23 protein-coding genes are annotated in these 23,631 nt (G+C 66.6%); 10 read left to right on the plus strand and 13 right to left on the minus strand.

Going from position 1 to position 23,631, the window contains the following annotated elements:
* Positions 1-130: 130 nt before the first annotated feature.
* The 5 genes from A5622_RS25175 to A5622_RS25195 are packed head-to-tail and all read right to left on the minus strand — an operon-like array spanning position 131 to position 4,782.
* The gene (locus tag A5622_RS25175) at positions 131-1,174 is read right to left on the minus strand and encodes a TIGR03857 family LLM class F420-dependent oxidoreductase (protein ID WP_066881914.1); all 1,044 of its coding nucleotides are present in this window, start codon (positions 1,172-1,174) and stop codon (positions 131-133) included.
* Entirely contained in the window at positions 1,171-1,551 is a 381-nt protein-coding gene (locus A5622_RS25180; RefSeq protein ID WP_066881916.1) for a nuclear transport factor 2 family protein, read from the minus strand. The genes A5622_RS25175 and A5622_RS25180 overlap by 4 nt, the downstream gene beginning before the upstream one ends.
* Complete coding sequence (locus A5622_RS25185; RefSeq protein WP_066881948.1) at positions 1,551-2,696, minus strand: PHB depolymerase family esterase; 1,146 nt, start codon at positions 2,694-2,696, stop codon at positions 1,551-1,553. Before A5622_RS25185 ends, A5622_RS25180 begins: the two co-directional genes overlap by 1 nt.
* An 18-nt stretch (positions 2,697-2,714) precedes the next feature.
* Positions 2,715-4,337, minus strand: coding sequence for an NAD(P)/FAD-dependent oxidoreductase (locus tag A5622_RS25190; RefSeq protein WP_066881918.1), 1,623 nt, complete (start codon positions 4,335-4,337; stop codon positions 2,715-2,717).
* The gene (locus A5622_RS25195; protein WP_066881920.1) at positions 4,324-4,782 is read right to left on the minus strand and encodes a nuclear transport factor 2 family protein; all 459 of its coding nucleotides are present in this window, start codon (positions 4,780-4,782) and stop codon (positions 4,324-4,326) included. The genes A5622_RS25190 and A5622_RS25195 overlap by 14 nt, the downstream gene beginning before the upstream one ends.
* An 83-nt stretch (positions 4,783-4,865) precedes the next feature.
* Between A5622_RS25195 and A5622_RS25200 the strand changes: the two genes are divergently transcribed.
* From A5622_RS25200 to A5622_RS25225, 6 genes are read left to right on the plus strand one after another with little or no spacing between them, the layout of a single operon-like run.
* Positions 4,866-5,873, plus strand: a complete 1,008-nt coding sequence (locus A5622_RS25200) for a Rieske 2Fe-2S domain-containing protein (RefSeq protein ID WP_066881922.1) — start codon at positions 4,866-4,868, stop codon at positions 5,871-5,873.
* Positions 5,870-6,499: a cysteine hydrolase gene (locus A5622_RS25205; protein WP_066881924.1), complete on the plus strand. Its 630-nt coding sequence runs from the start codon at positions 5,870-5,872 to the stop codon at positions 6,497-6,499. The genes A5622_RS25200 and A5622_RS25205 overlap by 4 nt, the downstream gene beginning before the upstream one ends.
* On the plus strand, positions 6,496-7,116 hold the full coding sequence (locus A5622_RS25210; RefSeq protein ID WP_066881926.1) for a PaaI family thioesterase: 621 nt from the start codon (positions 6,496-6,498) through the stop codon (positions 7,114-7,116). The genes A5622_RS25205 and A5622_RS25210 overlap by 4 nt, the downstream gene beginning before the upstream one ends.
* 8 nt (positions 7,117-7,124) lie before the next feature.
* The gene (locus A5622_RS25215; RefSeq protein WP_066881928.1) at positions 7,125-8,777 is read left to right on the plus strand and encodes an acyl-CoA synthetase; all 1,653 of its coding nucleotides are present in this window, start codon (positions 7,125-7,127) and stop codon (positions 8,775-8,777) included.
* Between the two features lie 37 nt (positions 8,778-8,814).
* A complete protein-coding gene (locus A5622_RS25220) occupies positions 8,815-9,288 on the plus strand; it encodes an SRPBCC family protein (protein ID WP_066881930.1) in 474 nt (157 codons plus the stop codon).
* Complete coding sequence (locus tag A5622_RS25225; protein ID WP_066881932.1) at positions 9,285-10,127, plus strand: SDR family oxidoreductase; 843 nt, start codon at positions 9,285-9,287, stop codon at positions 10,125-10,127. The genes A5622_RS25220 and A5622_RS25225 overlap by 4 nt, the downstream gene beginning before the upstream one ends.
* 6 nt (positions 10,128-10,133) lie before the next feature.
* Here A5622_RS25225 and A5622_RS25230 read toward each other — a convergent pair whose 3' ends face one another.
* Positions 10,134-11,633, minus strand: a complete 1,500-nt coding sequence (locus A5622_RS25230; protein ID WP_082994691.1) for a coniferyl aldehyde dehydrogenase — start codon at positions 11,631-11,633, stop codon at positions 10,134-10,136.
* Positions 11,634-11,761: 128 nt separating this feature from the next.
* Between A5622_RS25230 and A5622_RS25235 the strand changes: the two genes are divergently transcribed.
* From A5622_RS25235 to A5622_RS25245, 3 genes are read left to right on the plus strand one after another with little or no spacing between them, the layout of a single operon-like run.
* A complete protein-coding gene (locus A5622_RS25235; protein WP_066881934.1) occupies positions 11,762-12,970 on the plus strand; it encodes a cytochrome P450 in 1,209 nt (402 codons plus the stop codon).
* A gap of 22 nt (positions 12,971-12,992) precedes the next feature.
* The gene (locus A5622_RS25240) at positions 12,993-14,207 is read left to right on the plus strand and encodes a CaiB/BaiF CoA-transferase family protein (protein WP_066881952.1); all 1,215 of its coding nucleotides are present in this window, start codon (positions 12,993-12,995) and stop codon (positions 14,205-14,207) included.
* 13 nt (positions 14,208-14,220) lie between these two features.
* Positions 14,221-15,366: a thiolase family protein gene (locus A5622_RS25245; RefSeq protein WP_066866648.1), complete on the plus strand. Its 1,146-nt coding sequence runs from the start codon at positions 14,221-14,223 to the stop codon at positions 15,364-15,366.
* A 5-nt stretch (positions 15,367-15,371) separates the two neighbouring features.
* Here A5622_RS25245 and A5622_RS25250 read toward each other — a convergent pair whose 3' ends face one another.
* The 7 genes from A5622_RS25250 to A5622_RS25280 all read right to left on the minus strand — a co-directional run bounded on the left by A5622_RS25250 (position 15,372) and on the right by A5622_RS25280 (position 23,003).
* Complete coding sequence (locus A5622_RS25250) at positions 15,372-15,968, minus strand: class I SAM-dependent methyltransferase (protein ID WP_197497884.1); 597 nt, start codon at positions 15,966-15,968, stop codon at positions 15,372-15,374.
* A 219-nt stretch (positions 15,969-16,187) separates the two neighbouring features.
* Positions 16,188-17,390: an acyl-CoA dehydrogenase family protein gene (locus tag A5622_RS25255; RefSeq protein WP_066881938.1), complete on the minus strand. Its 1,203-nt coding sequence runs from the start codon at positions 17,388-17,390 to the stop codon at positions 16,188-16,190.
* On the minus strand, positions 17,391-18,437 hold the full coding sequence (locus tag A5622_RS25260; protein ID WP_066881940.1) for an acyl-CoA dehydrogenase family protein: 1,047 nt from the start codon (positions 18,435-18,437) through the stop codon (positions 17,391-17,393).
* A gap of 2 nt (positions 18,438-18,439) precedes the next feature.
* Positions 18,440-19,270, minus strand: coding sequence for an amidohydrolase family protein (locus A5622_RS25265; protein WP_066881942.1), 831 nt, complete (start codon positions 19,268-19,270; stop codon positions 18,440-18,442).
* Positions 19,267-20,892, minus strand: coding sequence for an acyl-CoA synthetase (locus tag A5622_RS25270; protein WP_066881944.1), 1,626 nt, complete (start codon positions 20,890-20,892; stop codon positions 19,267-19,269). The genes A5622_RS25265 and A5622_RS25270 overlap by 4 nt, the downstream gene beginning before the upstream one ends.
* Before the next feature lie 32 nt (positions 20,893-20,924).
* Positions 20,925-22,127 carry an amidohydrolase family protein gene (locus A5622_RS25275; protein ID WP_066881954.1) on the minus strand — a complete coding sequence of 401 codons (1,203 nt, stop codon included), beginning with the start codon at positions 22,125-22,127 and terminating at the stop codon, positions 20,925-20,927.
* A 30-nt stretch (positions 22,128-22,157) separates the two neighbouring features.
* A complete protein-coding gene (locus A5622_RS25280) occupies positions 22,158-23,003 on the minus strand; it encodes an enoyl-CoA hydratase (protein ID WP_066881946.1) in 846 nt (281 codons plus the stop codon).
* 353 nt (positions 23,004-23,356) lie between these two features.
* On the opposite strand from A5622_RS25280, the gene A5622_RS25285 reads away from it, so the two are divergent.
* Positions 23,357-23,596 (plus strand): CsbD family protein, encoded by a 240-nt coding sequence (locus A5622_RS25285; protein WP_066866550.1) that lies wholly within the window; start codon positions 23,357-23,359, stop codon positions 23,594-23,596.
* Positions 23,597-23,631: the final 35 nt, after the last annotated feature.

Here is a 23,631-nt window from a genome sequence, read left to right on the forward strand (position 1 = left end):
GCAGGCAGGCCGCCGCCGAACCGGTCACCCGGACCGTCATCATGCCGTAAATTCCTCCGCCGAGCAGACGCAAAAGCCCTTAAAATTGCCCATTTTCGGGCGAAATCAGGTGCTTTTGCGTCTGCTCGCGCTACCTGGCAGACCGGTAGGCCGCGACGATCGGCTCGAGCTCGTCGGGGGTGGCGCCGTGCATGATGACCGCGTCGGCCCCGTAGTCGAATTCCTTGCGGATGCGATCCACACACTGCTGCGCGGACCCGGTGGCCGAGGGCTCCAGCCATTCCTCGGGGATCAGCGTCGCGATGTGCTCGATCTGCTCGGCGGTGCCCTTGTGATCGATCCCGCCCGCGATCGAGGTGACCACCGGGTCGTCGCGAAACCGTTGCAGCACAGCGGGATCCCAGTTGTTGGTCTGCACCAGCAGATCGCCGTAGCCCTGCAGGTAGGTGGCCAGCCGCGCCACGGTCTTCTTCAGCCGCAGTTCTTCGGGCAGATGGTCACCGACGGTGGCGAAGCACGACCACACCCGCACGCTGTCCGGGTCACGGCCGGCCTTCTCGGCGGCCGACTTCACGATTTTGACGCTGCGCTGCAAGGTCTCCGGGGTGAAATAGGTGTGCAGTATGACGTCGTCAAACACGCGCCCCCCGAGCGCGAGGGTGTTGGGACCGAAGGCCACCAGCGCCAGTCGAATATCCTCGTTGAAGTCGGGATCGAGAAACAGGATGGGGTACTTGCCCATCGGGCCGTCGTGATTGAAGATCAGTTCGCCATGCCACAGCCGCCGCATGACCTGGGCCCAGTCCTCCATCTGCGCCGTCGTCACCGCCGGGATGCCGAAGGCCCCGTAGATCGCGGCGATGCCTCGGCCGACGCCCAGGGTGAACCGGCCGCCCGACAGGCGATGCATCGTGGTCGCCCACGACCCGGTGATCAGCGGATGACGGGTGTTGTGATTGGTTGCGGCGGTGGCGATCTGCATCCGGTTGGTCACCGCGCAGGCCGCCCCGACCAGAGACGACGCCTCCTTGACATTCCACCGCTCTGAGATGAAGGCGGTGCCGAAGCCGAGTTCCTCGCCGCGGCGGGCCTCGTCCATCAACGTCGCCGGGCCCTCACCGCCCGCCCCGGCCAACAGGTAGAACCCCAATTCATCAAGCGTCCGGTCAGTCAATTCCAAACCCCTTGCTGGTAGCCGCCGTTCCAAACCTCGGTTATCTTGCCATCGACGACGCGGAACACCTCGATGCTGGCGATATTGGTCTCGGTGCCGTCCTTGGTGGTGATCGTCGAGTCGTAGACGATCGCCACGTGCTCGCCGTCGTCGCCCTCGATGACGATGTTGAGGTCGAAGTGCAGCGAATCGGCCAGCTCCCACATGTCCACCACCCGCTGCACCGCTTCGGCGTGGGTCAGCGTGCGCGCACCACCGACCTCGTGCCGAATCACCGTGTCGCCCAACAATTCCTCGGCCATCTCGATGTTGCGTTCGTTCCACACGACGAGGTTGTAGAGCTCGACCACGGTTCGCGCGGTCCAAGTGGGTGCCATCAGTCGGGCACCGAGTCGTCCGCTTTCAGCGCGGCCACCTCGCCCAGGAATCGGTCGGTGATGCGCTGCACCCGTCGCGAGAAGATGTGCCCGACGTGGCTGCCGTCGTACCAGTACAGTTGGCCGCACCAGCGCTCCTGCAATGCGTCGGTGGGCTCGCGCATCGCCATCCGGTCGTGCCACGCCCCGACGATGAGCCGGCGCTGCGGCGGCGGGGACGGAATGACCGCCAAGGGATCGATCACCGAGGTCAGCTTCGTGACCGCCGGCGATTCCAGCAGCTCGCGGAATCCCTCGCGCGATGAGCCCCACCGTTGCAGGTGCCGCGCGATCATGGCGTTGAGCCCCAGGATGGGCGTGTAGAGCGCGACCGCGTCGGTCTGCTTTTCCAGGTGGGAGACCAGCGCGGCCACCGGGCTTCCCATCGAAATCCCCGCCACCACAACGGCCGTGGCCTGCGGCCGCACCCAGCGCACGACGGCGCGCACCTCGGAAACCACGCGCATCATTCCCGCCACGTTGCCCAGCGGATCCATGTCGGGATAGGTCGGCCATTGGCGTCGCCGGCAACCGTGGCCCGGCTGCACCGGCATCGCGACGTTGTACCCCAGCTTGTGATGTATGCGTCCGATCCGGGACAGCAGCAGGTCCTCGGTGCCACCCTGGCCCGCGCCGTGCACCCACACCAGCCACGGCCTGGGCCCGTCGTGGTGCCGGCACAGGTGCACCACCGCCCGCGCCGGGCCGCCCAAACCCTCGGCCGCCAGCGTGGCCGGCAAGGCGGGGTCGTGCTCGAAAGCCATCCGCTCGTAGCCAAGGCCGGCGATGCTGCGCCTGCGAATCGACGTCGGCCGCAACGGGTTCGGTTCGGCGTGCGCCCGGTCGATGCCCAACGAGGAGAGCTCCTCGGCCGCCGCGGTACATCCATCCAACGGCCGCATCGGTGCAGGGCTAGCGCCCAGCAGCGAAAAGGCGCTCAGCACAAGTTCATCGAGCATCGCCTCGCCGAACTGACGCGCACCGCGCGGCGAGAGCGGGGACCAACCGGTCGACTCGCGCAGGCCGGCCACCGTGCGCGGCATCAGCATGCCCAATTCGCGGGCCACATCTCTGGCCAGGCTCAGCCCGCTCAACGCCGTCGCCATGTCGCTCACCTTCGCCAGCTAGACCAGTTTGAACCCGATGTATCCGCCGGCGGCGATTTCGTCGCAGCGGCGCCGGTATTCGGGTATCCCGCCGGTATAACCCATGTACATCCGTTTCTTGCCGGGCACGTTGCCACCGTTGTACCAGGAGTTGCACGACGGATGAACCAGCACGGTCGGCGCAACGAGCGCGGTGGCGTGGTCGATCCATTCCTGCTGGGCGCTGCTGAGCGCCTCGATGGTGCGGATGTCGTTGGCGCGCAGATACGCGATGCAGTCACCGATCCACTCCACGTGCTGTTCGAGGGCGGCGACGAAGTTGGTCGCGGCGCTCGGGCTGCCGGGCCCCTGAACCGTGAACAGGTTCGGGAAGCCGGCGACCGCGAGGCCGAGATACGACAGCGGCCCCTCGGTGGCCCAGAACTCGCCCAGCGACATTCCCCCGCGACCGCGCACATCGATGCGGCTGAGCGCACCGGTCATGGCGTCAAAGCCGGTGGCGTACACGATGACATCGAGTTCGTGCACCCGGTCCTCGGTGCGGATTCCGGTCGGTGTCACCTCGCGGATCGGCGACTTCCGCAGATCGACCAGGCTGACGTTGTCCCGGTTGAACGTCTCGTAGTAACCCTGGTCGATGATCGGCCGCTTACAGGCAAAGGGGTGTACCGGCACCAACGAGGCGGCCGTGTCGGGATCTTTGACGATCCGGGCCACCGCCTCGCCGTACAGCCTGGCGGCCATCCGGTTGGCTTCGATGTCGAAGAAGATGTCACCCCAGTTCAGCGCCCCCATCACGCCGTTCTCCTCGATGGCGCGCACTTGTTCTTCGCGGGTCGCCGACTTCAGCGGCGGCCGGCCGAGCATCTCCAGCAGCACGGAGAAGGCGCTCAACCGCGCCGCCCCGATCGGGTGGGCGCGTTGGGCCGCCCGGATGTCGGCGTAGCGGGCCTTCATGTCGTCCAGTTCGCCCGGTTCGAACCGATGTACCCGCCAGGGCAGGGTGTAGGCGGGCGAGCGCTGAAACACCGACAGGTGCAACGCTTCTCGGGCCACCACCGGGATGAGCTGAACGCCTGTCGAACCGGTGCCGATGACACCGACCCGCTGGCCGGTGAGGTCCACGCCGCCCTCCGGCCAGCGGCTGGTGAACAGGGAGGTCCCGGCGAAGGTATCCATTCCGGGGATGTCGGGTTCCAGCGGCACCGACAGAATTCCGGAGGCGGCGACGACGAACGGGACCCGGAAGGTTTCGCCGGTCTCGGTGCGCACCTGCCACCAGCCGGCTTCTTCCTCGAACGTCATCGCGACGACCTTGGCGCCGAACTGGATGTCGCGGCGAAGGTCGAGCCGGTCGGCCACGAAGTTCAGATAGGCCTCGATCTCGGGCTGGGCCGGCATCGACTCCGTCCATACCCACTCCTGCTGAATCTCTTCGGAGAAGCTGTAGGAGTATTCGATGCTCTCGATATCGCAGCGCGCGCCCGGGTACCGGTTGAAAAGCCAGGTTCCGCCCACCTTTTCGGCCATCTCCAGCACGCGCGTGCGCAGCCCGAGTTGCCGCAGCCGGTGCAGCATGTACAGCCCGGAGAAACCGGCGCCGATGACGAGCACGTCGAACGAGGTATCAGCTTTTGCCATCGTCACCGCCGGTGATCTTCAGGATGGTTCGGGTGAGGTGCAGCGACTTGATCTGCCAACGACCGTCCCGCTTCTGGTAGGTCTCGTGGTAGTGGCCGGCGCCGTACAACTCGCGGCCGTCACCGAAGATCAGCAGGTCCTCCATCGCCCAGATGCCGGCCGCGGTGGTCGCGGAGGTGAGCGTGATCTCGGGGGTGTGACAGTGATGTTTGGTGGCGACTCCCCCGAGCCCGCCCATCACCATCGGCGCAAAGTTCTGCACGCCTTCGATCGGTGGCGCGGTCTGCGGGTCGGCACCGGCGGTGGACACCGCCATATCGAGGGTCACCACGACATCGGTGGTGAACACGTCGCGCCAGGACTCGAGGTCTTTGGTGTCCAGGAAGCGGCAGTAGCGCGCCTTCAGTTGTCGGATGGCTTCCAGCTCGTCAGCCGCTGTCGTCATTTCACTCCTTGCCGTGCGCCGGCCGGACTGCTGAAATCTATACTGTAATGGATTTAGTATCAACGATGGCGAGAGGCGCTGGTGTGAAAGTCCCGTTCACCTGGAAGGTCACCGGCTGGTTCATGGTCGGCTGGTCCCCGGAGTTTCCCGTCGGCGAGGTGCGGCCGCTGCAGTATTTCGGCGAGGACCTGGTGGCCTACCGCGACGAGCAGGGCGAGCTGCACGTCCTGGAAGCGCACTGCAAGCACCTGGGCGCCCACCTCGGCCACGGCGGCAAAGTCGTCGGCGACTGCGTCGAGTGCCCCTTCCACGGCTGGCGCTGGGGCCCGGACGGCTGCAACAAATACATCCCCTACCAGCCCGACCGGCCCAACCGCGGGGTACGGCTGAAGGTGTATCCCGTCCGCGAGCAGTACGACTGCGTCTTCGTCTGGCACCATCCGGACGGCAAGGAGCCGCAGTGGGAGATGCCGGACATCTTTCACAAGTTCCCGCAATTCGAGACGGACCCCGCGGCCTATTACCGCGCATACCCGGAGTTCTCCCGGCGTGCGGAGCGCGAACCGGTGCACCCGCAGATCGTGGCCGAAAATGCGCCCGACAGTGCGCATTTCGAGTACGTGCACCACGCCACCGTGACGCCCAGGGTGCTGGAGTGGAGGATCGTCGACCAGGAATGGCAGTTCATCGCCGGCTGGCCCGACGCGCACAGCGACAACCCGGACGACCTCGCATTGCGGTTCCACAGCCACCTGTTCGGCCTCGGCGGCGCGATCAGCGTCTTCGAGGGCGCCCAGAATCATCGGCTGATCTTCACCTGCACGCCGGTCGACGACGAATGCTCCGACCTGTTCTACTCGATCTGGTGGCCGCGACTGCCCGGAGACACCGCGGACGTCCCCGAGGGCAAACTGCGGGAGGTCATCGAGAAGCAGTTCCTGTCCACCGTGTTCGACGATTTGCAGATCTGGCGCTACCAGAAGTACGTCGAACACCCCGCGCTGTCGAAGACGGACGCGAAAGGCTATATGGCGCTGCGGAAGTGGGCGACCCAGTTCTACGACGTCGCGCCGGTGGGCGCCCCCGCATGACGGATCGGCTGGCCGAACTGATCGCGCCCGCGCACACCGCGATCGTCACCCAGGAGTGCCAGGGCGCGGTGATGGGTCCCGACGCCGGGCTGGCGATGCTCGCCGAGGAAGCCCGCCGCGAAGCGCTGCCCAACATCGCGCGCCTGCTGCCGGCAGCCCGGGCGGCCGGGGTGCGCATCGTGCACTGCCTCGTGCAGCGCCGGTCCGACGGGCTCGGCTCCAACCACAACGCAAAGATCTTCGCGATGGGCGGCGGGAACCGGGTGGACATCACGCCCGGCACGCCGGGTGCGGAACTGCTGCCCGAATTGGGGCCGGAGCCTTCGGATTTGGTGTTGCGCCGCTGGCACGGCGTGGGCCCGATGGGCGGCACGGACCTGGACGCGGTGCTGCGCAATCTCGGGGTGTCGACCATTGTCGTGGTGGGCGTCTCACTGAACATCGCCATCCCCAACCTCGTCATGGACGCCGTCAACGCCGCCTACCGGGTGGTCGTCCCCCGCGACGCGGTCGCCGGCATACCCGCCGACTATGGTGCAGCGATGATCGCCAACACGCTGTCGCTGCTGGCCACCATCACAGGCACCGACGACCTGCTGCGGGCCTGGGACGAAGGAACGCGATGACCGATACCGCGCCGGAAGTTCGTGGCGGATTTCCCGACGTCAGACCCGTCGAGAACGCCCCTGCGGAACTGGGCCCGTTCGTCGCCGCGCTGCGCCGGCTGCAGGACCTGACGGTGTCCACCAGGCCCGATCCCGAGTTGTGGGCCGCCGCGGCCGCGCACCTGGAGAACGCCTGCGCGCTGCTGGACGGCCACCAGGTCCCGGAGACCGAGGCGGTGGCCGGCCGCGTGCTGACGCTGCCCGGGCTGGCCCATCCCCTGATGCCGCCCTGGCTGGTGACCGAATCCGGCCCCGAGGGCGTGACGATGGCCGGCCACTTCACCACCTCGCACATCGGCGGGAACCGGGCCGTGCACGGCGGCATGATCCCGCTGTTCTACGACTGGCTGTTCGGCATGGTGGTGACCACCGCGGACATCCGCCCGACGCGCACCGCCTTCCTGCACGTCGACTACCGCAACATCACCCCGATCGACCAGCCACTGACGGCCCGGGGCCGCATCACCGACATCGAGGGCAGGAAGGTTTTCATTGACGCTACTATGATAGCCGCCGATGGAACCTTGCTCAGCGAAGCCAACGGCCTGATGGTCCGACTGCTCCCCCACCAGCCGTGAGAGGCACGATGTCCGACACCACAACAACATTCACGGTCCCGGCCGTCGCGAAGGCCGTCGCCGCCGCGATCCCCGATCGCGAGCTGATCATCCAGGGCGATCGGCGCTACACCTATGCGCAGGTGATCGAACGTTCCACCCGGCTGGCCGCATACCTGCATTCGCAGGGGTTGGGCTGCCACACCGAGCGCTCCGCGCTCGGCGGTCACGAAGTGGGCCAGGATCTGCTGGGCCTCTACGCCTACAACGGCAACGAATTCGTCGAGGCGTTGCTGGGCAGCTTCGAGGCGCGCGTCGCCCCGTTCAACGTCAACTTCCGCTATGTGAAGAGCGAGCTGCAATACCTGCTGGCGGACGCCGGCGCGACCGCGCTGCTCTACCACGCCGCGTTCGCACCGCGAGTCGCCGAGATCTTGCCGGAGCTGCCACAGCTGCGCGTGCTGATCCAGATCGCCGACGACTCGGGTAACGAGTTGCTCGAGGGCGCGGTCGATTACGAGGCCGCGCTGGCGTCGGTGTCCCCGGTGCCGCCGCCCGTGCAGCACTCCGCCGACGACCTGTACGTCCTGTACACCGGTGGCACGACGGGAATGCCGAAGGGCGTGTTGTGGCGCCAGCACGACATCTTCATGACGTCCTTCGGCGGACGGAACCTGATGACCGGCGAGCCGTCGAGCTCCGTCGACGAGATCGTCGAACGCGCCGCCTCCGGGCCGGGCACCAAGCTGATGATCCTGCCCCCGCTGATCCACGGTGCGGCCCAGTGGAGTGTGATGACCGCGATCACCACGGGCCAGTCCGTCGTGTTTCCCACGGTCGTCGACCATCTGGACGCCGAGGACGTGGTGCGCACCATCGAGCGGGAGAAGGTCATGGTGGTCACGGTGGTCGGTGACGCGATGGCGCGCCCCCTGGTCGCCGCCATCGAGAAGGGGATCGCCGATGTGTCGTCGCTGGCGGTCGTCGCCAACGGCGGCGCCCTGCTGACCCCGTACGTCAAGAAACGCTTGATCGAGACGCTGCCGAACGCCGTCGTGGTCGACGGTGTCGGATCGTCGGAGACCGGGGCGCAGATGCACCACATGTCGACGTCCGGGGCGGTGGCGACGGGGACGTTCAACGCCGGGCCGGACACTTTCGTTGCCGCCGAGGACCTTTCGGCGATCCTGGCACCCGGGCACGACGGGATGGGCTGGCTGGCGCAGCGGGGCTACGCTCCACTCGGCTACAAGGGCGATGCGGCCAAGACGGCCAAGACCTTCCCGGTGATCGACGGCGTGCGCTACGCCGTCCCCGGCGACCGCGCGCGCCACGGCGCCGACGGCTCCATCGAGTTGCTCGGCCGCGATTCGGTGACCATCAACTCCGGCGGCGAGAAGATCTTCGTCGAGGAGGTCGAAACGGCCATCGCGTCACATCCCGCCGTCGCCGACGTGGTGGTCGCCGGCCGGCCCAGCGAACGGTGGGGCCAGGAGGTCGTCGCCGTGGTGGCGCTGGCTGAAGGTGCCAGCGCCGAAGCGGCGGAACTGGTGGCCCACGCCGCGCAGACGCTGGCGCGCTACAAGCTCCCCAAAGCGATCGTGTTCCGCGCGGCCATCGAGCGGAGCCCGTCCGGCAAGGCCGACTACCGGTGGGCGCGCGAGCAGGCGGTCAATGGCTGACCGGCAGCGCCGGTAGCCGCTGAGGAGGGCGCAGGCCATGTCGTTGCTGCAGAAGGACGAGACGCTGACGGCCTCGGCCCAGGTGCGCGCGTCGGCCGACCAGGTTTACGCCGTGATCGCCGACGTCACCAGGATCCCCGAGTGGAGTCCCGAGACGCGACGCGCAACGTGGCTGTCGCCCAACCTTTTTCGCGCTTGGAACCGCCGACGGCTCGGCCGGTGGCGGACGGATGCCGAAGTCGTCGACGCGTGGCCCGGACATAAGTTTTCGTTCGTGGTGCAGGCCATGGGCGGCGACTGGACGCAATGGACATACCTGATCGAACCCGGTACCACCGCGGGTACCGCGCGCCTCACCGAAACCTTCCGGATGTGCGTGCCGTTGCCGCTCGGCGCTGTGGTTTTCGAGCGCCTGTTCCTGTTCGTCCGGGATCGTCGTAGCGATCTGCAAAAGAACCTCGAGACGTCCGTGGGTCGGATCAAAGCGATTGTGGAGGAAGGGAACTCATGAAGTACCAAGGCCGTGTCGCCGTGGTGACGGGTGCCGGCTCGGGCATCGGCCGCGCCTTGACGCGGGCACTGACCGAAGAAGGCGCGCACGTCGCTGTGTCCGACATCGATCCGAATGGCCTGGCCGAAACCCAGGCCGGGTGTCCGCCCGGGCAGGTCACGCCGTATCGGGTCGACGTCGCCGACCGGGATGCGGTGCTGGGCTTCGCCGACGAGGTGCACCGGCAACACGGGCCCGCCTCGCTGGTGTTCAACAACGCCGGAGTCGACCTGTTCGCCGGCGTGGCGGACATGTCCTGGAAGGACTTCGATTGGCTGATGGGCATCAACGTCGGCGGCGTCGTCAACGGCACCAAAGCCTTTCTGCCGCAACTGATCGAGGCAGGCTCCCCCCGGAGCCCCTCCCGACTGGTGAACCTGTCCAGCGCGTTCGGTCTCATCGCGATTCCCTACCAGGGCGCTTACAGCACTTCAAAGTTCGCGGTGCGTGGCTTCACCGAGGCGCTGCGCCAGGAGATGATCATGGAAGGCCGGCCGGTGACCGTGCACTGCGTGCATCCCGGCGTGGTGCGGACCAACTTCGGCGCGAACATGCGCACCTCGGATACCGAGGATCCCGATCTCGCGGCCAAGCTCTTCGACCGGACGGCGCTGACCTCGCCCGCCAAGGCCGCTCGGCTCATTCTGCGTGGCGCGGAGAAGAATCGGGCCCGGATCCTCATCGGCCCCGACGGGCGGGCGATGGCGGCGTTGCCGCGGCTGCTCGGCGTGCGCTACGCGGACCTGCTGGCCCGCGCCGCGAGGCTGACCAGCCCGGGATCCGCACGCGCCGACCGCTAGACCTCGCTAGCCGCGCGGGTGGCCGCGGAGCCGCCGGCGGGTGCGAGCGCGTGTCATGCGCATCATCACCTCGGCGCCCAGCCGCAGGGGCCGGCCGAACGGCGGCGCCGCGCTTCCGGTGATGCTGAAGGGCAGGTCATTGCCCACCACCGTGCGGTGATGACTGAACGCATCGAAACCGGCCTTGCCGTGGTAGGCGCCCATCCCGCTGCGGCCCACTCCCCCGAACGGCGCCGCCGACGGGATCATCTGCGCCGCAAAGTCATTGCGGGCGACCCCACCGCTGCGGGTGCTGCGGACGAAGGCCCGGAATTCGGCATCGTCGGGTCCGTACCAGTACGCCACCAGCGGCGTCGGTCGGGCATTGATGTATTCGATGGCCTCGGCCGGCCGCGAATACGCCTTGACGACGAGAACCGGACCGAAAACCTCCTCGCCGGCGATCTTCATGCCGTCGTCGACATCACGGATGATGGTGGGTGCGATCTTGCGGGAGGCACGGTCCGGCAGCGACTCCACCACCGGCGCAATGGTTTCCACCGTGGCACCCCTGCCCCGCGCATCCTCGATCAGCCCGACGACTCGGTCGAAATTCGCCTCATTGACACTCGAGCAGTAGTCCTTGTTCGACACGATCGTGGGGAACATGTCCCGCAAGGTGTGTCGCGCGGCGTCGACGAAGGCGTCCAGCTTCTCCTCGGGCACGAACACGTAGTCGGGGCACACGCAGTCCTGGCCCCCGTTGACCATGCGAGCCTGGGCGATCCGTGCCGCCGCGCTCCGAACGTCGGCAGCCGGTGCGACGACGACGGGGTTCTTGCCCCCGAGCTCCAGCGTCACCGGAACCAGATTCTGTGCCGCCGAGCGCTGCACCAGCGCCCCGACCGACGGTGAGCCGGTGAAGAAGAGATGGTCGAACGGCAACCCTGCGAAGGCCGCCGCCACGTCGGCACCACCGGTGACGACGTGCAACTCGTCCGGGTCGAAGTACTCCGGTGCCAGCGAGGCCATCAGATCGGCGGTATGCGAGGTGACCTCCGACATCTTGATCATCGCCCGGTTGCCGGCCGCGAACGCGGTGGCCGCGGGCAGGACAACGAGATTGAGCGGGAAGTTCCACGGCCCGATGATCCCGATCACCCCGAGTGGCGAGGGCTGAACCTCCGCCCGCAGTCCGCACAGCCGCGCGGCCGGCAGCAGCTTGGTGGGCCGCATCCACTGGGCCGCATGGGATCTGGTGTGCTCGATGACCGAGAACATCCCGATGACCTCGGTGAACAAGGTAGCGGCCTTGGAGCGGGTGCCGAAGTCCGCCGCCATCGCCTCCACGAACGCATCGGTGTGGTCCACCACGAGTGCCATCAACCGATCGATGCGGTTGCGCCGCACCGCCAGCCCGGGCGGCCCCTCATCCACGAACGCCTGGCGCTGCCGCGCAAGGACGGCGCCCAGCTCAGCGACCCGCCGTTCGAGTGCGGCGGGAGCGTGTCCGTCGAGTGTGCTCATCAATCACCTTCGGTATCCAACCCGCGAGCGACCTCGCCGGTAATGCCCATATTGCCTACTGTAATAATTACAGTACGATCTTACGAAGAAGTGTTCGATCGTGCTGAGATCAAGATGCTGGAGATCAGGTGACGACCAACGTTCACACCGCCGCCGGTGCCGGCGACGAAACCGTCAGCCTGCGAGACCCCTACCCGTTCTTTGCCCGCAAACGGCGGGAGGCCGGCGTGTTCGCCGGCACGGTGATGGACTATTCCAAGACCCCGGAGTCGCTGCTGCCCAAGCAGGAGTACTCCGCGATGTCGTTCGACGCCGTCAACACGGTGTTCCGGGACGGCCGGGTGTTCAGCTCCAAGCCGTACGACAAGACCATCGGCCTGTTCATGGGGCCGACGATTCTGGCGATGGAGGGCAAGAAGCACCGTGAACACCGCAACCTGGTGTCCGCGGCCTTCAAATCCAAGGCGCTGGCCCGCTGGGAGCCGACCATCGTGCGGCCGATCTGCAATGCCCTGATCGACGAGTTCATCGGAACCGGCACAGCCGACCTGGTCCGGCAGTTCACGTTCGAGTTTCCCACCCGGGTCATCGCCCGGCTGCTCGGGTTGCCCGACGAAGACTTGCCGATGTTTCACACCCGCGCCGTGCAGTTGATCAGCTACCACGTCAACTACGAACGCGCCTTCGAGGCTTCGACGGCGCTCAAGGACTATTTCGTCGAGCAGATCGAACAGCGCAAGTCCAAGCCCACCGAGGACATCATCGGCGACCTGGTCACCGCGGAGATCGACGGCGAAAAGCTCACCGACGAAGCGATTTATTCGTTCCTGCGGCTGCTGCTGCCCGCCGGCCTGGAGACCACCTACCGCTCCTCGGGGAACCTGCTGTATCTGCTGCTCACCCACCCGGAGCAGTTCGCCGCGCTGCAAGCCGACCGCGAGCTGCTGGCACCGGCCATCGAGGAAGGGCTGCGCTACGAGACACCGCTGACCACCGTGCAACGCTTCACGACCGAAGACACCGAGTTGGAAGGCGTGCAGATTCCGGCCCGTTCGGTGATCGGGGTGTGCATCGGTTCGGCGAACCGCGACGAGCGGCGCTGGGACCGCGCCGAAGAGTTCGACATCTTCCGCAAGCACACGCCCCACATCTCGTTCGCCGCCGGGGAGCACACCTGCCTGGGTTTGCATCTGGCGCGGCTGGAAACACGCGTCGCGATGGAATGCCTGCTGAACCGGCTGACCAACCTCGCCCTGTTGACAGACGATGACCCGCACATCCACGGTCAGCCCTTCCGGTCCCCGAATGCGCTTCCGGTGACGTTCGACGCGAAGTAGGGTCGGCAAAATGGTCAAAGTCATGTCGGGCTTCCGGGTCTTGGAGCTTGCGCAGTTCACCTTCGTTCCGGCGGCGGGAGCCATCCTGGCCGACTGGGGAGCGGACGTCATCAAAGTCGAACACCCGGCCCGCGGCGACACCCAGCGCGGGTTCTTGAATATGGGTGGCATTCAAGTCGATCCGGAACGACACCCGCTGATGGAACATCCCAACCGCGGCAAACGCAGCGTCGGCATCGACGTCTCCACGCCCGGCGGTCAGGAGGTCATCTACGAGCTCGCCAAGACCGCGGACGTGTTCCTCACCAACTACATGCCCGCGCAGCGCCAGAAGCACAAGTTCGACGTGGAGCACATTCGGGCGGTGAACCCGAACATCGTGTACGCCCGTGGCTCGGCCTACGGCGACAAAGGCGCCGAGCGTGACACCGGCGGCTATGACGGCACGGCGTTCTGGACGCGCAGCGGCATCGGGTACGCCCTGACCCCCGAGGAGCTGGGCGGCGCACTGGGACAAGGCATTCCCGCGTTCGGCGATTCGATCGGCGGCATGTTCATCGCCGGTGGCATCTCGGCCGCGCTGCTGCATCGCGAGCGCACCGGTGAGGCCGTCGAGCTCGACGTGTCGCTGCTGAGCACTGCCTGGTGGGCGGCCGGCGCCAGCGTGACGCAGGGCATGGAGACCGGCGAGGTCATGCGCACCCCCATGCCGGGTTCCGGCGCGCCGTCGGTGAATCCCTTCATGGGCAACTACGAAACGTCCGACGGCGGCACGATCAACCTGTGCATCATCAGCCCGACCGGGCTGATCCGCGACACGTTCGAACACCTGGGCATCCCCGAGGCGGCCGACGATCCCCGCTTCTCCGACGTGCTCCCGCTGATCCAGAACGCCGACGCCGCCGCCGAACTGATCGCAAAAGCTTTCGCCGCCAAGCCCTTTGCCTATTGGCGACAACACCTTAAGACCATGAAGGGCCAATGGGCGCCGTTCCAGAGCCTCATCGACCTGGTCGACGACGAGCAGGCGATCGCCAACGACATGATCGCCGAAGTCGAGCTCGCCGGCGGCGGCAAGCCGTTCCGCGTGGTCCGCGGCCCCGTCCAGTTCAACCACGAGCCGTTGACGACGACGCGGGCGCCGCAGGCCAGCGAGCACACCGAGCTGGTCCTGATGGAGCTCGGCATGGACTGGGACCGGATCGACGAACTCAAGAATGCAGGAGCTATTGCGTGAGGAGTGGCGCGGCGTGAATGATGTCGCCATCATCGGCGTGGGCTTACACCCGTTCGGGCGCTTCGAGGGCAAGTCGGCGATGCAGATGGGCGTCGACGCGATCCACGCCGCTGTCGCCGACGCCGGTATCGCTTGGCGCGACGTCCAATTCGCCACCGGCGGCAGCTGGACGGTGGCCAACCCGGACGCGATCGTCGGCATGGTCGGGCTGACCGGCATCCCGTTCACCAACGTGTTCAACGCGTGCGCGACCGCGGCCAGCGCGGCCAAGGCGTGCGCCGACGGTATCCGACTGGGCGACTACGACATCGGCATCGCCATCGGACTGGACAAGCACCCGCGCGGCGCGTTCACCGAAGACCCCGCCCTGGTCGGCATGCCGCGCTGGTATGCGCAGAACGGGCAGTATCTGACCACCCAGTTCTTCGGCATGAAAGCCAACCGTTACCTGCACGACCACGGCATCTCGCAGCAGACCCTGGCCAAGGTCGCGGCCAAGAACTTCCGCAACGGGGCCATGAATCCCAACGCCTTTCGCCGCAAGCCGATCTCCGAGGAAGACATCCTCAACTCGACGATGCTCAATTATCCGCTGACCCAGTACATGTTCTGCGCGCCCGACGAGGGCGCCGCCGCCGTGGTCATGTGCCGGGCGGACATCGCGCACCGCTACACCTCCAAGCCCGTCTACCTGCGGGCGGTGGAGGTCCGCACCCGCCGCTACGGAGCCTACGAGGTGAACACCACGTGCGCCCCGGTCGAAGAAGACGTGGCCCCAACGGTTTACGCCGCCCGCACCGCCTTCGAGAAGGCGGGCATCGCCCCCGACGATGTCGACGTGATCCAGTTGCAGGACACCGACGCCGGCGCCGAGATCATTCACATGGCCGAGTGCGGTTTCTGCGAGCACGGCGATCAGGAGAAGCTACTGGCCGACGGCGCCACCGAGATCAACGGTGCGATGCCGGTCAACACCGACGGCGGGCTGATCGCCAACGGCGAGCCCATCGGCGCCTCCGGTTTGCGGCAGATCCACGAGATCGTGCGCCAGCTCCGCGGTGAGGCGGGCGATCGTCAGGTGCCCGGCAACCCCAAGGTGGGATTCACGCAGCTCTACGGCGCGCCGGGCACCGCCGCGGCGACCATCCTCACGACCTGACGGCGTCAAGAGGCTTTCTGCGCGACCGCGCGAAAGTGCACGACGTCTTCCCTGCGGTTTCCTGTTGCGTGGGTGAACTCGAAGCCCGCCGGTTCGGCGAGGTCGCGCAACTGCGGCACGCTCAGCCGGTCGGGATCGGACGGCATCTCCACGAAAACAAGTCGGCCGCCTGGCCTCAAGACGCGGTGCAGCGAGCGTAAGCATGCCTGCTGGTCGGGCACCTCCCCTATCACCGCCGCCAGAAACGCCACATCAAAAGCGTTGTCGGGGAACGGGAATTGCTCGCTTGCCTGCCCACTGGTGAAGCCGACATCAACGAAGCCGGCCCGCTCGAGTCGGCGCCGAGCCTTCTCCAGCATCTCCGGCTGGAGGTCGAACAAGTCGAGCCTGCCATCGGTGAGCTGGCGAGCGATCTCGACGCTGAAGAAACCCGGGCCCGGTCCGAGTTCGAGAACCCGCTCGGTGCCGGTCAGGTCCAAGGCGTCGATGATGCGCCGGGGCGGCATCAGCGCTCGCCGAACTGGATTGTCCAGAAGAAACGTCGCTTGATGCGGAAAGGGGGACGGTCCCGGATCGCGCCTTTTCCGCAGCAGCGCGCCCACCCATGTTGTCGCCATCAGACCTCCTTCCATCGAAGTTAGGGTAACCTAACTCGACGGCAGGAAGCAACGGCGTCGGCAAGCCGGGGGCGCGTCGAGTGTTAATCCTCGGCTTTGAGTGTCATTACCGGGCGACGACGCGCCGGCAAACCCCGCCGCAAATTCACACCCAAAGCCCTAGCTTCACATTGGATTTCGCTGGTGCGAAGCGCTAGCCGGGCGCTACGAGGCTTTCTGCGCGACGGGCGCGTACGCCGGCTTGCCCAGACCCAGCACGTACTGCGCGATCATGTTGCGGAACACCTCGAGGGTGCCGCCATAGATCCCGACCAGCGGCGCGAACCGGTACACGTACTCGGCGGCGCCGTCGTCGGCCGCCCCGTCGGTGCCGACGGGCAGCGTCGACGCCGTGCCCAGGATGTCCATCAGATCCGGGGAGATGTCACGCATCGTCTGGGCCAGCGCGACGCGTCCGAAGATGCTGGGCGCGCTCAGGGAGGCTTCCATCCGCGCGGCGCTGCGGCCCAGGCGATAGGCCACCGCGGCGTCGTCGATAAGCCTGCGCCCGTTCGGGTCTGGCTGCGTTACTTTGGCCGCCGCCTTGTCCAGCGCGTCGGCCATGAAACCGGCCTGGTGCATCATGATCGACACGTCTTGCAGCCCGTCCGGTGCGGCCGCGACCGCCCCGTGCTCGGTGTTGAGGGGCTCGCGCAACACCGTCCAGCCCGCGTTCACGTCGCCCAGGCGATACTTGTCGTCGACGCGCACGTCGCTGTAGTAGACGATGTTGGTGCGGTCGCCGTCGACGGTGCGGATGCCCTGGATCTCGATGCCCGGGGAGTTCAGCGGAACCAGGAACATCGTGAGGCTCTTGTGCTTCTGCGCACCCGGGTCGGTGTTGGTGATGAGGAAGACGAACTGGCAGTTGTGCGCGCCGGTGGTGAACATCTTGGAACCGTTGATAATCCAGCCCCCATCTCCCGAGCCGTCACGCACCGCGCGGGTCTTGCAGGTGGCGATGTCGGACCCGCCCTCGGGTTCGGTGTAGCCCAGGCATAGCCGGACATGCCCGCTGAACACGCCCGGCAACACCTCGTCCCGCAGTTCGGCCGAGCCGAACTTCGCGACCGAGCGGGCCACCATGGCGGTGGTGCCCCAGGTCACCCAGGGCACGTGCGCGCGCCGTTTCTCCAGTTCCCAGATGCGCCGACGCACCCTGCTGAAGCCGCCGTCGGCCTCCGACTTCCATTCGCGTTCGAGGTAACCGGCGGCGCCCAATGCCAGGTGCACTCCTTCGTCGAAGTTGTCACCCGTTTCGCGGTCCCTGCGCTTGACGTCCTCGGTCACATGCGTGCGCAGGAAGTCGCGCGCTTCTTCGAGGAACCGCTGATCGTCGTCGGACAGCGTGACTCGTGAGAAATCCACTTAGGCGCCCTTTCCACTTTCGCGCGCGGCGACCAGCTCGCCGACATACTTGGCGCTGGCGCCGGGATCCCCGCCGGCCAATGCCCAGCCACGGGCTCGCACCAGATATGCCGTCGCGGCGGCCTCCGCCGAAACGCCAAGTCCCCCTTGGATATGCACCGCCATGGTCGCGGCCTTCGCCGCCTCCTCGGCCATGAACACGAACGCCGAGGACGCCAGCTCCGGGCGCTCGTGCGGCTCGTTGTCGAGGAACCAGGCCGCGCGCCGCGCCAGGTTGCGACCGCCCTGCACGGTGATCGCGATGTTGGCCAGCGGATGCGAGATGCCCTGCAGCGTCGAAATCGGCACGCCCAACGTGTAGCGGGTCTTGGCGAATTCGGCGGCGATGGTCATGGTCTCCTCCACCAGGCCCACCAACGCCGCCGCGCTCAGCACCCGCCACTCATCCAGCGCCCGTTGATATTCGGCCAGCGCCTCGGATCCGCCGGCCAGCACGGTGCGGGTATCGGCGGACGCGGGATCCACCCAGGCCATCGGCAGCCGGCCGATGTTGTCCACCTTGGTCGGGCGCGTGCCGAACGTCAGCGCGACGACGTCGTCGCCGTCGCGCACGATGATCTGGTCGGCGATCGACCCGGTGGGCAAAAGCCGCGCCCCGGCGGCGCTGTCGTGCTGCGGGTCGAAGGCCGCGAGTCGCTTGCCGTGGACCACATCGGGTTCGACCGCGCCGAGGCGCGCGAGCAGCCGTGCGGTGCAGACCTGGTCAATCCACGGTACCGGCGCCAGCGACCGGCCGATCTCCTCGGCCACCAGGGTCAGGTCGACGAGCGTCGCCCCGTCTCCGCCCGCGGATTCGGGCACCGCCATGGTCGTTGCGCCCATGGCGCACAACCGTTCCCACAGATTCTTGTCGAAGCCGGTTTCCTCCGCGGCGCGCACGGTTTCGATCGAACAATGCGTCTTGAAGAAATCGCGGTAGGCGGCCTGCAACGCCTCGTGATCCGACGTCAGGCTGTAGTCGAGCCTACGTAGTTCATAGCGGTCCATCCTCAGCCTTCCTCCTGGCCACCGAAGAAGAATTCTTGGGCATTGTTGTAGAGATAGTTGTCGAGCACGTGGGCCGGCAGCTCCAGCCCGGCCGCTTCGGGAACCACGCGGTGCATTTTGAGCACCGGCCAGTCGGAAGCGAAGATCACCTTGTCCGGCCCGCGGGTCCGCATGTAGTGCAACAGGCTCTCCGGCAACCGTTTCGGCGACCACGCCGACGTCATCAACCGCAGGTTGGCATATTTGATCAACAGCCTGATCGCGATGTCCCACCACGGGTCCGCACCGTGAATCATGCACAGCTTCAACTCCGGGAATCGCACGCAGACCCGGTCGAGGTGGATCGGATTCTGCACCTCCCCGGGGATCGGTGGCCCGGGGATGCCGGTGTTGATACACAGTGGCAGCTCGAGCTCGGCGCACTTGGTGTACAGCGGGTAATAGACGGCATCGCTGGGCGGGTATTGGCCGTCGCCCCAAAAGCTCGGTCCCACAGCGGCATAGGCGACGGGCAGGTCGTCGACGATGGCGGACAACTCACGCAGGGACGGCATCGGGCGCAGCAGGTTGACCCCACCCATCGCCAGGGCGAACCGGTCGGGCTTCTCCTCGACGAATTTCCGCGCGGTCACCGACGGCTTGGCCAGGTTGTCCATCAAGATCGCCTTGCGCACACCCTGGGCGTCCATCTCCTCGAGCAGCTTCGACAACTCGACCGGTGCGAACATGGACTCCGGCCCCTTGAAGTAGTCGTCCCGCACCTTGAGCATCCAGGTCGGCTGCTGCTCGGTCTCGCCGAAGTGCACGTTGACCAGGCAATCGATAGCTTTCATCTCGACATCGGCGCCTTTGCTGTTGCGTGACGTTTCGCCCAACGGTAATCGGCCTTCCCGTTGCCCAAGCGCTGAACCCGCTCGACGACGAGGAACTCCTTGGGCGCCTTGAACCGCGCCAGTCGCGACGTGCACAGCGTGTGGAGCTCCTCGGCGGTTCCGGTGGCGCCGTCGCGCAGTTCGACGAGCGCGACCAGCTCTTCGCCCCAGCGCTCGCTGGGCCGGCCGACCACCAGCGCGTCGGCGACCGCCGGGTGGGCGCGCAGCACCTCTTCGACCTCCTCGACGAAGACCTTCTCGCCGCCGGTGTTGACGACCAGCGAGTCGCGGCCGTACAACCGCAACGCGCCGTCGGCTTCCAGTGCGGCGCGGTCACCCGAGATCACCACTCGCTTGCCGTCGATCTCGGGGAAGGTCTTGCGGGTGGCGTCGGGATCGTCGAAGTAGCCCAACGGTATTCGCCCTTCCCGGGCGACCCAGCCCACTTCCGGCTCGCTGGGGGAAAGGAAGTGGCTGTAGTCCTCGGAAAGCACCAAGCCGCCTTCGCGCAGCGTGAAGGTGTCGGCCTGGGAGCCGCGCCGGCTGTGGCCGAAGCCCATGTTCCCCGTCTCCGATGAGCCGTAACCGTTGATGAGGGTGATGTGGGGTAACAGCTCCAGCAGGGCTTGTTGATACTTGGGATTCGTTGCGGCGCCGCCGGTCCCGATGGCGTACAGCGAGGGCAAGTCGTAGGAGCCGCCCTGCAGCTCGGCCACCAGTGGCGCGGCGTAGGCGTCGCCGACCATGGTCATCAGGCCGACCTTTTCGCGCTGCGCGGTCTCCCACACCAATCGCGGTTCGAGCTTGCGGCCGGTGTCATACATCACCACGGTGGTGCCGGCCATGATCGCCGAGAAGGCCGTCCACATGCCGGCCGCGTGCATCAACGGCGAGACGGCGAACCATGGCGCACCGGCGTTACCGCGCACCTTGTCGTGGATCTCTTCCGCGCAGGCATGATCGGCCCCCACCATGGAGGACACATAGATGTCGGACTGTCGCCACAGCACGCCCTTGGGCCGACCGGTGGTGCCGCCGGTGCAGATCATCAGCAGATCGTCCGGGGACGCCGTCACCCCCCGGTCGGTATCCCCTTGCGCCAGTGCGTCATCCAACGGCACCGCGCCCGACAGTTCCGCAGCGCCACTGCCGTCATCCACGGACACCAACAGGTCGACGCCGGCATCCGTGAGCACGTCGGCGAATTTCGCGCCCAGGCCGCGGTGGTAGATGACCGCTCGGGGCTTGACGTAGTCGAGCAGCTCGCGGACCTCGTTCGGCGTGTAGTAGTAGTTGATGTTCACCGGGACGGTGCGGGCCTTGAGGCAGCCGATGACCATGTCCGGGTACAGGTCGTTGTGCATGACCAGCGCCACCCGGTCCTGCCCGCATTCCCAGTTCTGCAGCGTCGCGCGCTCCCGATGTGCCCCTAACCCGTTGCCCGCCAGGAAGTTTGCCAGCCGGCGGGTGCGCTCGGCCGACTCGCGAAAGGTGCTGCGGCGGCCGCCGCATACCGTCATCGTCCGGTCCCCGACGACGTGGGCGATTTCGTCGAGAACCGCCCCTATGGTCCATTCGCTCACTGGTGTAGCCGGCCTCGGGTGATCAAGGGAGGTCAAGCGGCCGAGCCGACTTGGACGCCGAGCAGGTCTAACGCATTGTCCCGCATGATCTTTCGAACGTCGGACTCGCTGAAGCCCTTCAGCTCCTCGGCGAACGACACCGGCGATTCGAGGCCTTCCCCGTGCGGCCAGTCGGAACCGAACAGGATCTTGTCCACGCCGATGGCGCCGGCGAGGTCGGCCAGATCGTCCTCATAGTAGGGCGCGATCCAGACGTTGTTGCGCAACTGCTCCACCGGGTCCTCGGGGAAGTACTGGGGTTGGGTGTTGGCCGCCTTCTTCAATCGCTTGATCAGCCGGTGCACGAAGTACGAGCCGTTCTCGATGCTGACCGCCTTGAGCTTCGGGTGACGGCTGAACACGCCGTGCACGATCATCGACGCCATCGTGTCGTGAATGGCGCGGTCGTCGAGCAGCACCTGATCCAGCGGATCCTTGGCGCCGAAGCCCTCGAACGTCGCTTTGCCGCCCCAGGCCGCCGCGATGTGCAGATAGCCGCTGTCGGACAGGTGGAACCCGACCGGCACCCCTGCCTCGGCCAGCCGCGCCCAGACCGGGTCGTGGCTGCGATCGCCCAGCGACCGCGGCTTGACCAAGCCGGGCACCGGCGCCGGACGCACCAGCACCAGCTTGGCGCCGCGCGCCAGCACGAACTCCACCTCTTCGATGGCCTTGTCCGGGTCGGCCAGCGAGATGATCGGTGCGGCAATGATTCGGTGATCCGGACGGTCGAAGCCCCAGTCCTCGTCGAGCCACAGATTGAAGGCGTGCACCGACGCCATCGTCGCCTCGATGTCGTGCTTGAGCGCCTCCTCGACTCCGCATCCGAACGTCGGCAGCATGAACACCGTCTCGATGTCCTGGGTGTCCATCACCGCGATCCGGGCGTCGCGGTTCTGATACTCGGGGTGTTCCGCCAGCCGCTCGACCTTCATCAGCGAGGCCGGATCGACCCCGTCGGGGATCTCGCCGCGGAAGAGCAGGTCGAGGCAACCCGGCACGATGATCGGGTCGAAGGTGGGGTTGGGGATGAAATGGTTGATGCGGCCGCCGATCACGGCCCAGGTCCGCTTGCCCTCGTTGACCATCTGGACGCCCCGCCCCCTGAACTTCTTGTCCAGATGGCGGGTGAACGAGTCCAGCGGCTCGTAGTAGTGATTGTCGACGTCGATCGCCTGGTAACCCAACTCAGCCATGATCATCCTTTCCGCCATTACCGGCGAACACTAAGCGTCGGTCGAATCGAGCGCCGGGAATTGCGGCGGCCGCTTCTCGAGAAAACTGGTGATGCCCTCGATGACATCGGGGCGCGGCATCGCCTCGTGCAACAAAACTTCGGCGAGCGAATTGGCCTGCTCGACGTCGCGGGTCGCGTCGCCGTATACCTGCCTCTTGATCACCGCCATCGACGCCGGGGAGCAATTCGCGGCGATGTCCTCGGCGTATTCCAGCGCGCGCTTCATCAAATCGTCCGGCGCGACAACCTCTTTGACCAGACCCAACTCGGCCGCCTCCTCGGCGAGAAACGTCCGCCCGCTCAGCAACAGATCGAGGGCGACGCCCCAGCTGGTCAGCCGCGGCAGTATCCAAGAGATGCCGAACTCCGCGATCAGACCCCGACGCGCGAACACCGCGCCGAACTTCGCGCCGGCGGCCGCGAACCGGACATCGCACATCAGCGCCTGGGTCAACCCGATGCCGACACACGCCCCGTTGACGGCCGCGATGACGGGCTTGCGCAACGTCGTCACAAAGTGCGGCGGGCGCTCCCCGACCAACTCGGCCAGATTCGTCTGACCGGCCTTCTCCATCGTCTCGCCATAGCCGGGTGCCGAACTTGGCGCGCCCAAATACGCGCCCGCGCAAAACCCCCGGCCCCGGCCGGTCAACACGATGACCCGGACGGCCGGATCCTGTTCGGCGCGATCGATCGCCGCATAAAACCCGGCGGCGATGTCGGGGCCCCAGGCGTTGAGCCGATCCGGGCGATTGAACGTCAGAACCGCCACACCGGTTTCAGTGGTCTCATACAGCACCGCCGCATCGGTGACCACGCGGTCGGCGGCGCTCATCAGACCGTCCCCTCATAGCTGATCGACTGGCGAGTTTGTACCCATACTGTATACCTATCGGTACTGCATTCCACAACTGCCGCGATCCGACGGCGAAACCCCGACTAAACAGCGGTTTCACGCACCGCGACGCCGACTCGGGCGCCCGCGGATCGACGGCCCGGCGGGCGACGATTTTGACGCGGTCGTAACCGCCGAATCGGGTGCCGGAAATGAGTTTTCGGCGGCAACCGGCCGCCGACGTGGCAAGACTTAAATGTTGTGGTGTGGGACACGTTGCTGCCACGTTTGCGTCGGCCGCGCGATCGGGAATCCCGGAACAAGCCAGCCAGTCGACAAGGGAGGTAGACGCAATGGTTGACGTCAAGAGTGGTCCGATCGAACTCGTCCGTGGCATCGTCGAGGATGCCCTCGGGAAGACCAAGCAGGTCATCGGGATCATCATCGGCAATGACAGCCTGGCCGAAGAGGGCAAGGCTCAGCAGGACAAGGCGGAAGCGCAGCGCAACGCCGGCAAGAAGGAAGCCGCCGCCGAGAAAGCCCGCGGCAAGGCCAAGGCCTACGAGGAGCGCGAGCGGGCCGAGCAGCAGTAAACGGTCAGCTAGTCGAGCGGGCCCGGTCAGTGACC

This window comes from Mycobacterium sp. 1245801.1 (genome assembly GCF_001673055.1).
Taxonomy (GTDB): Bacteria; Actinomycetota; Actinomycetes; order Mycobacteriales; family Mycobacteriaceae; genus Mycobacterium; species Mycobacterium europaeum_A.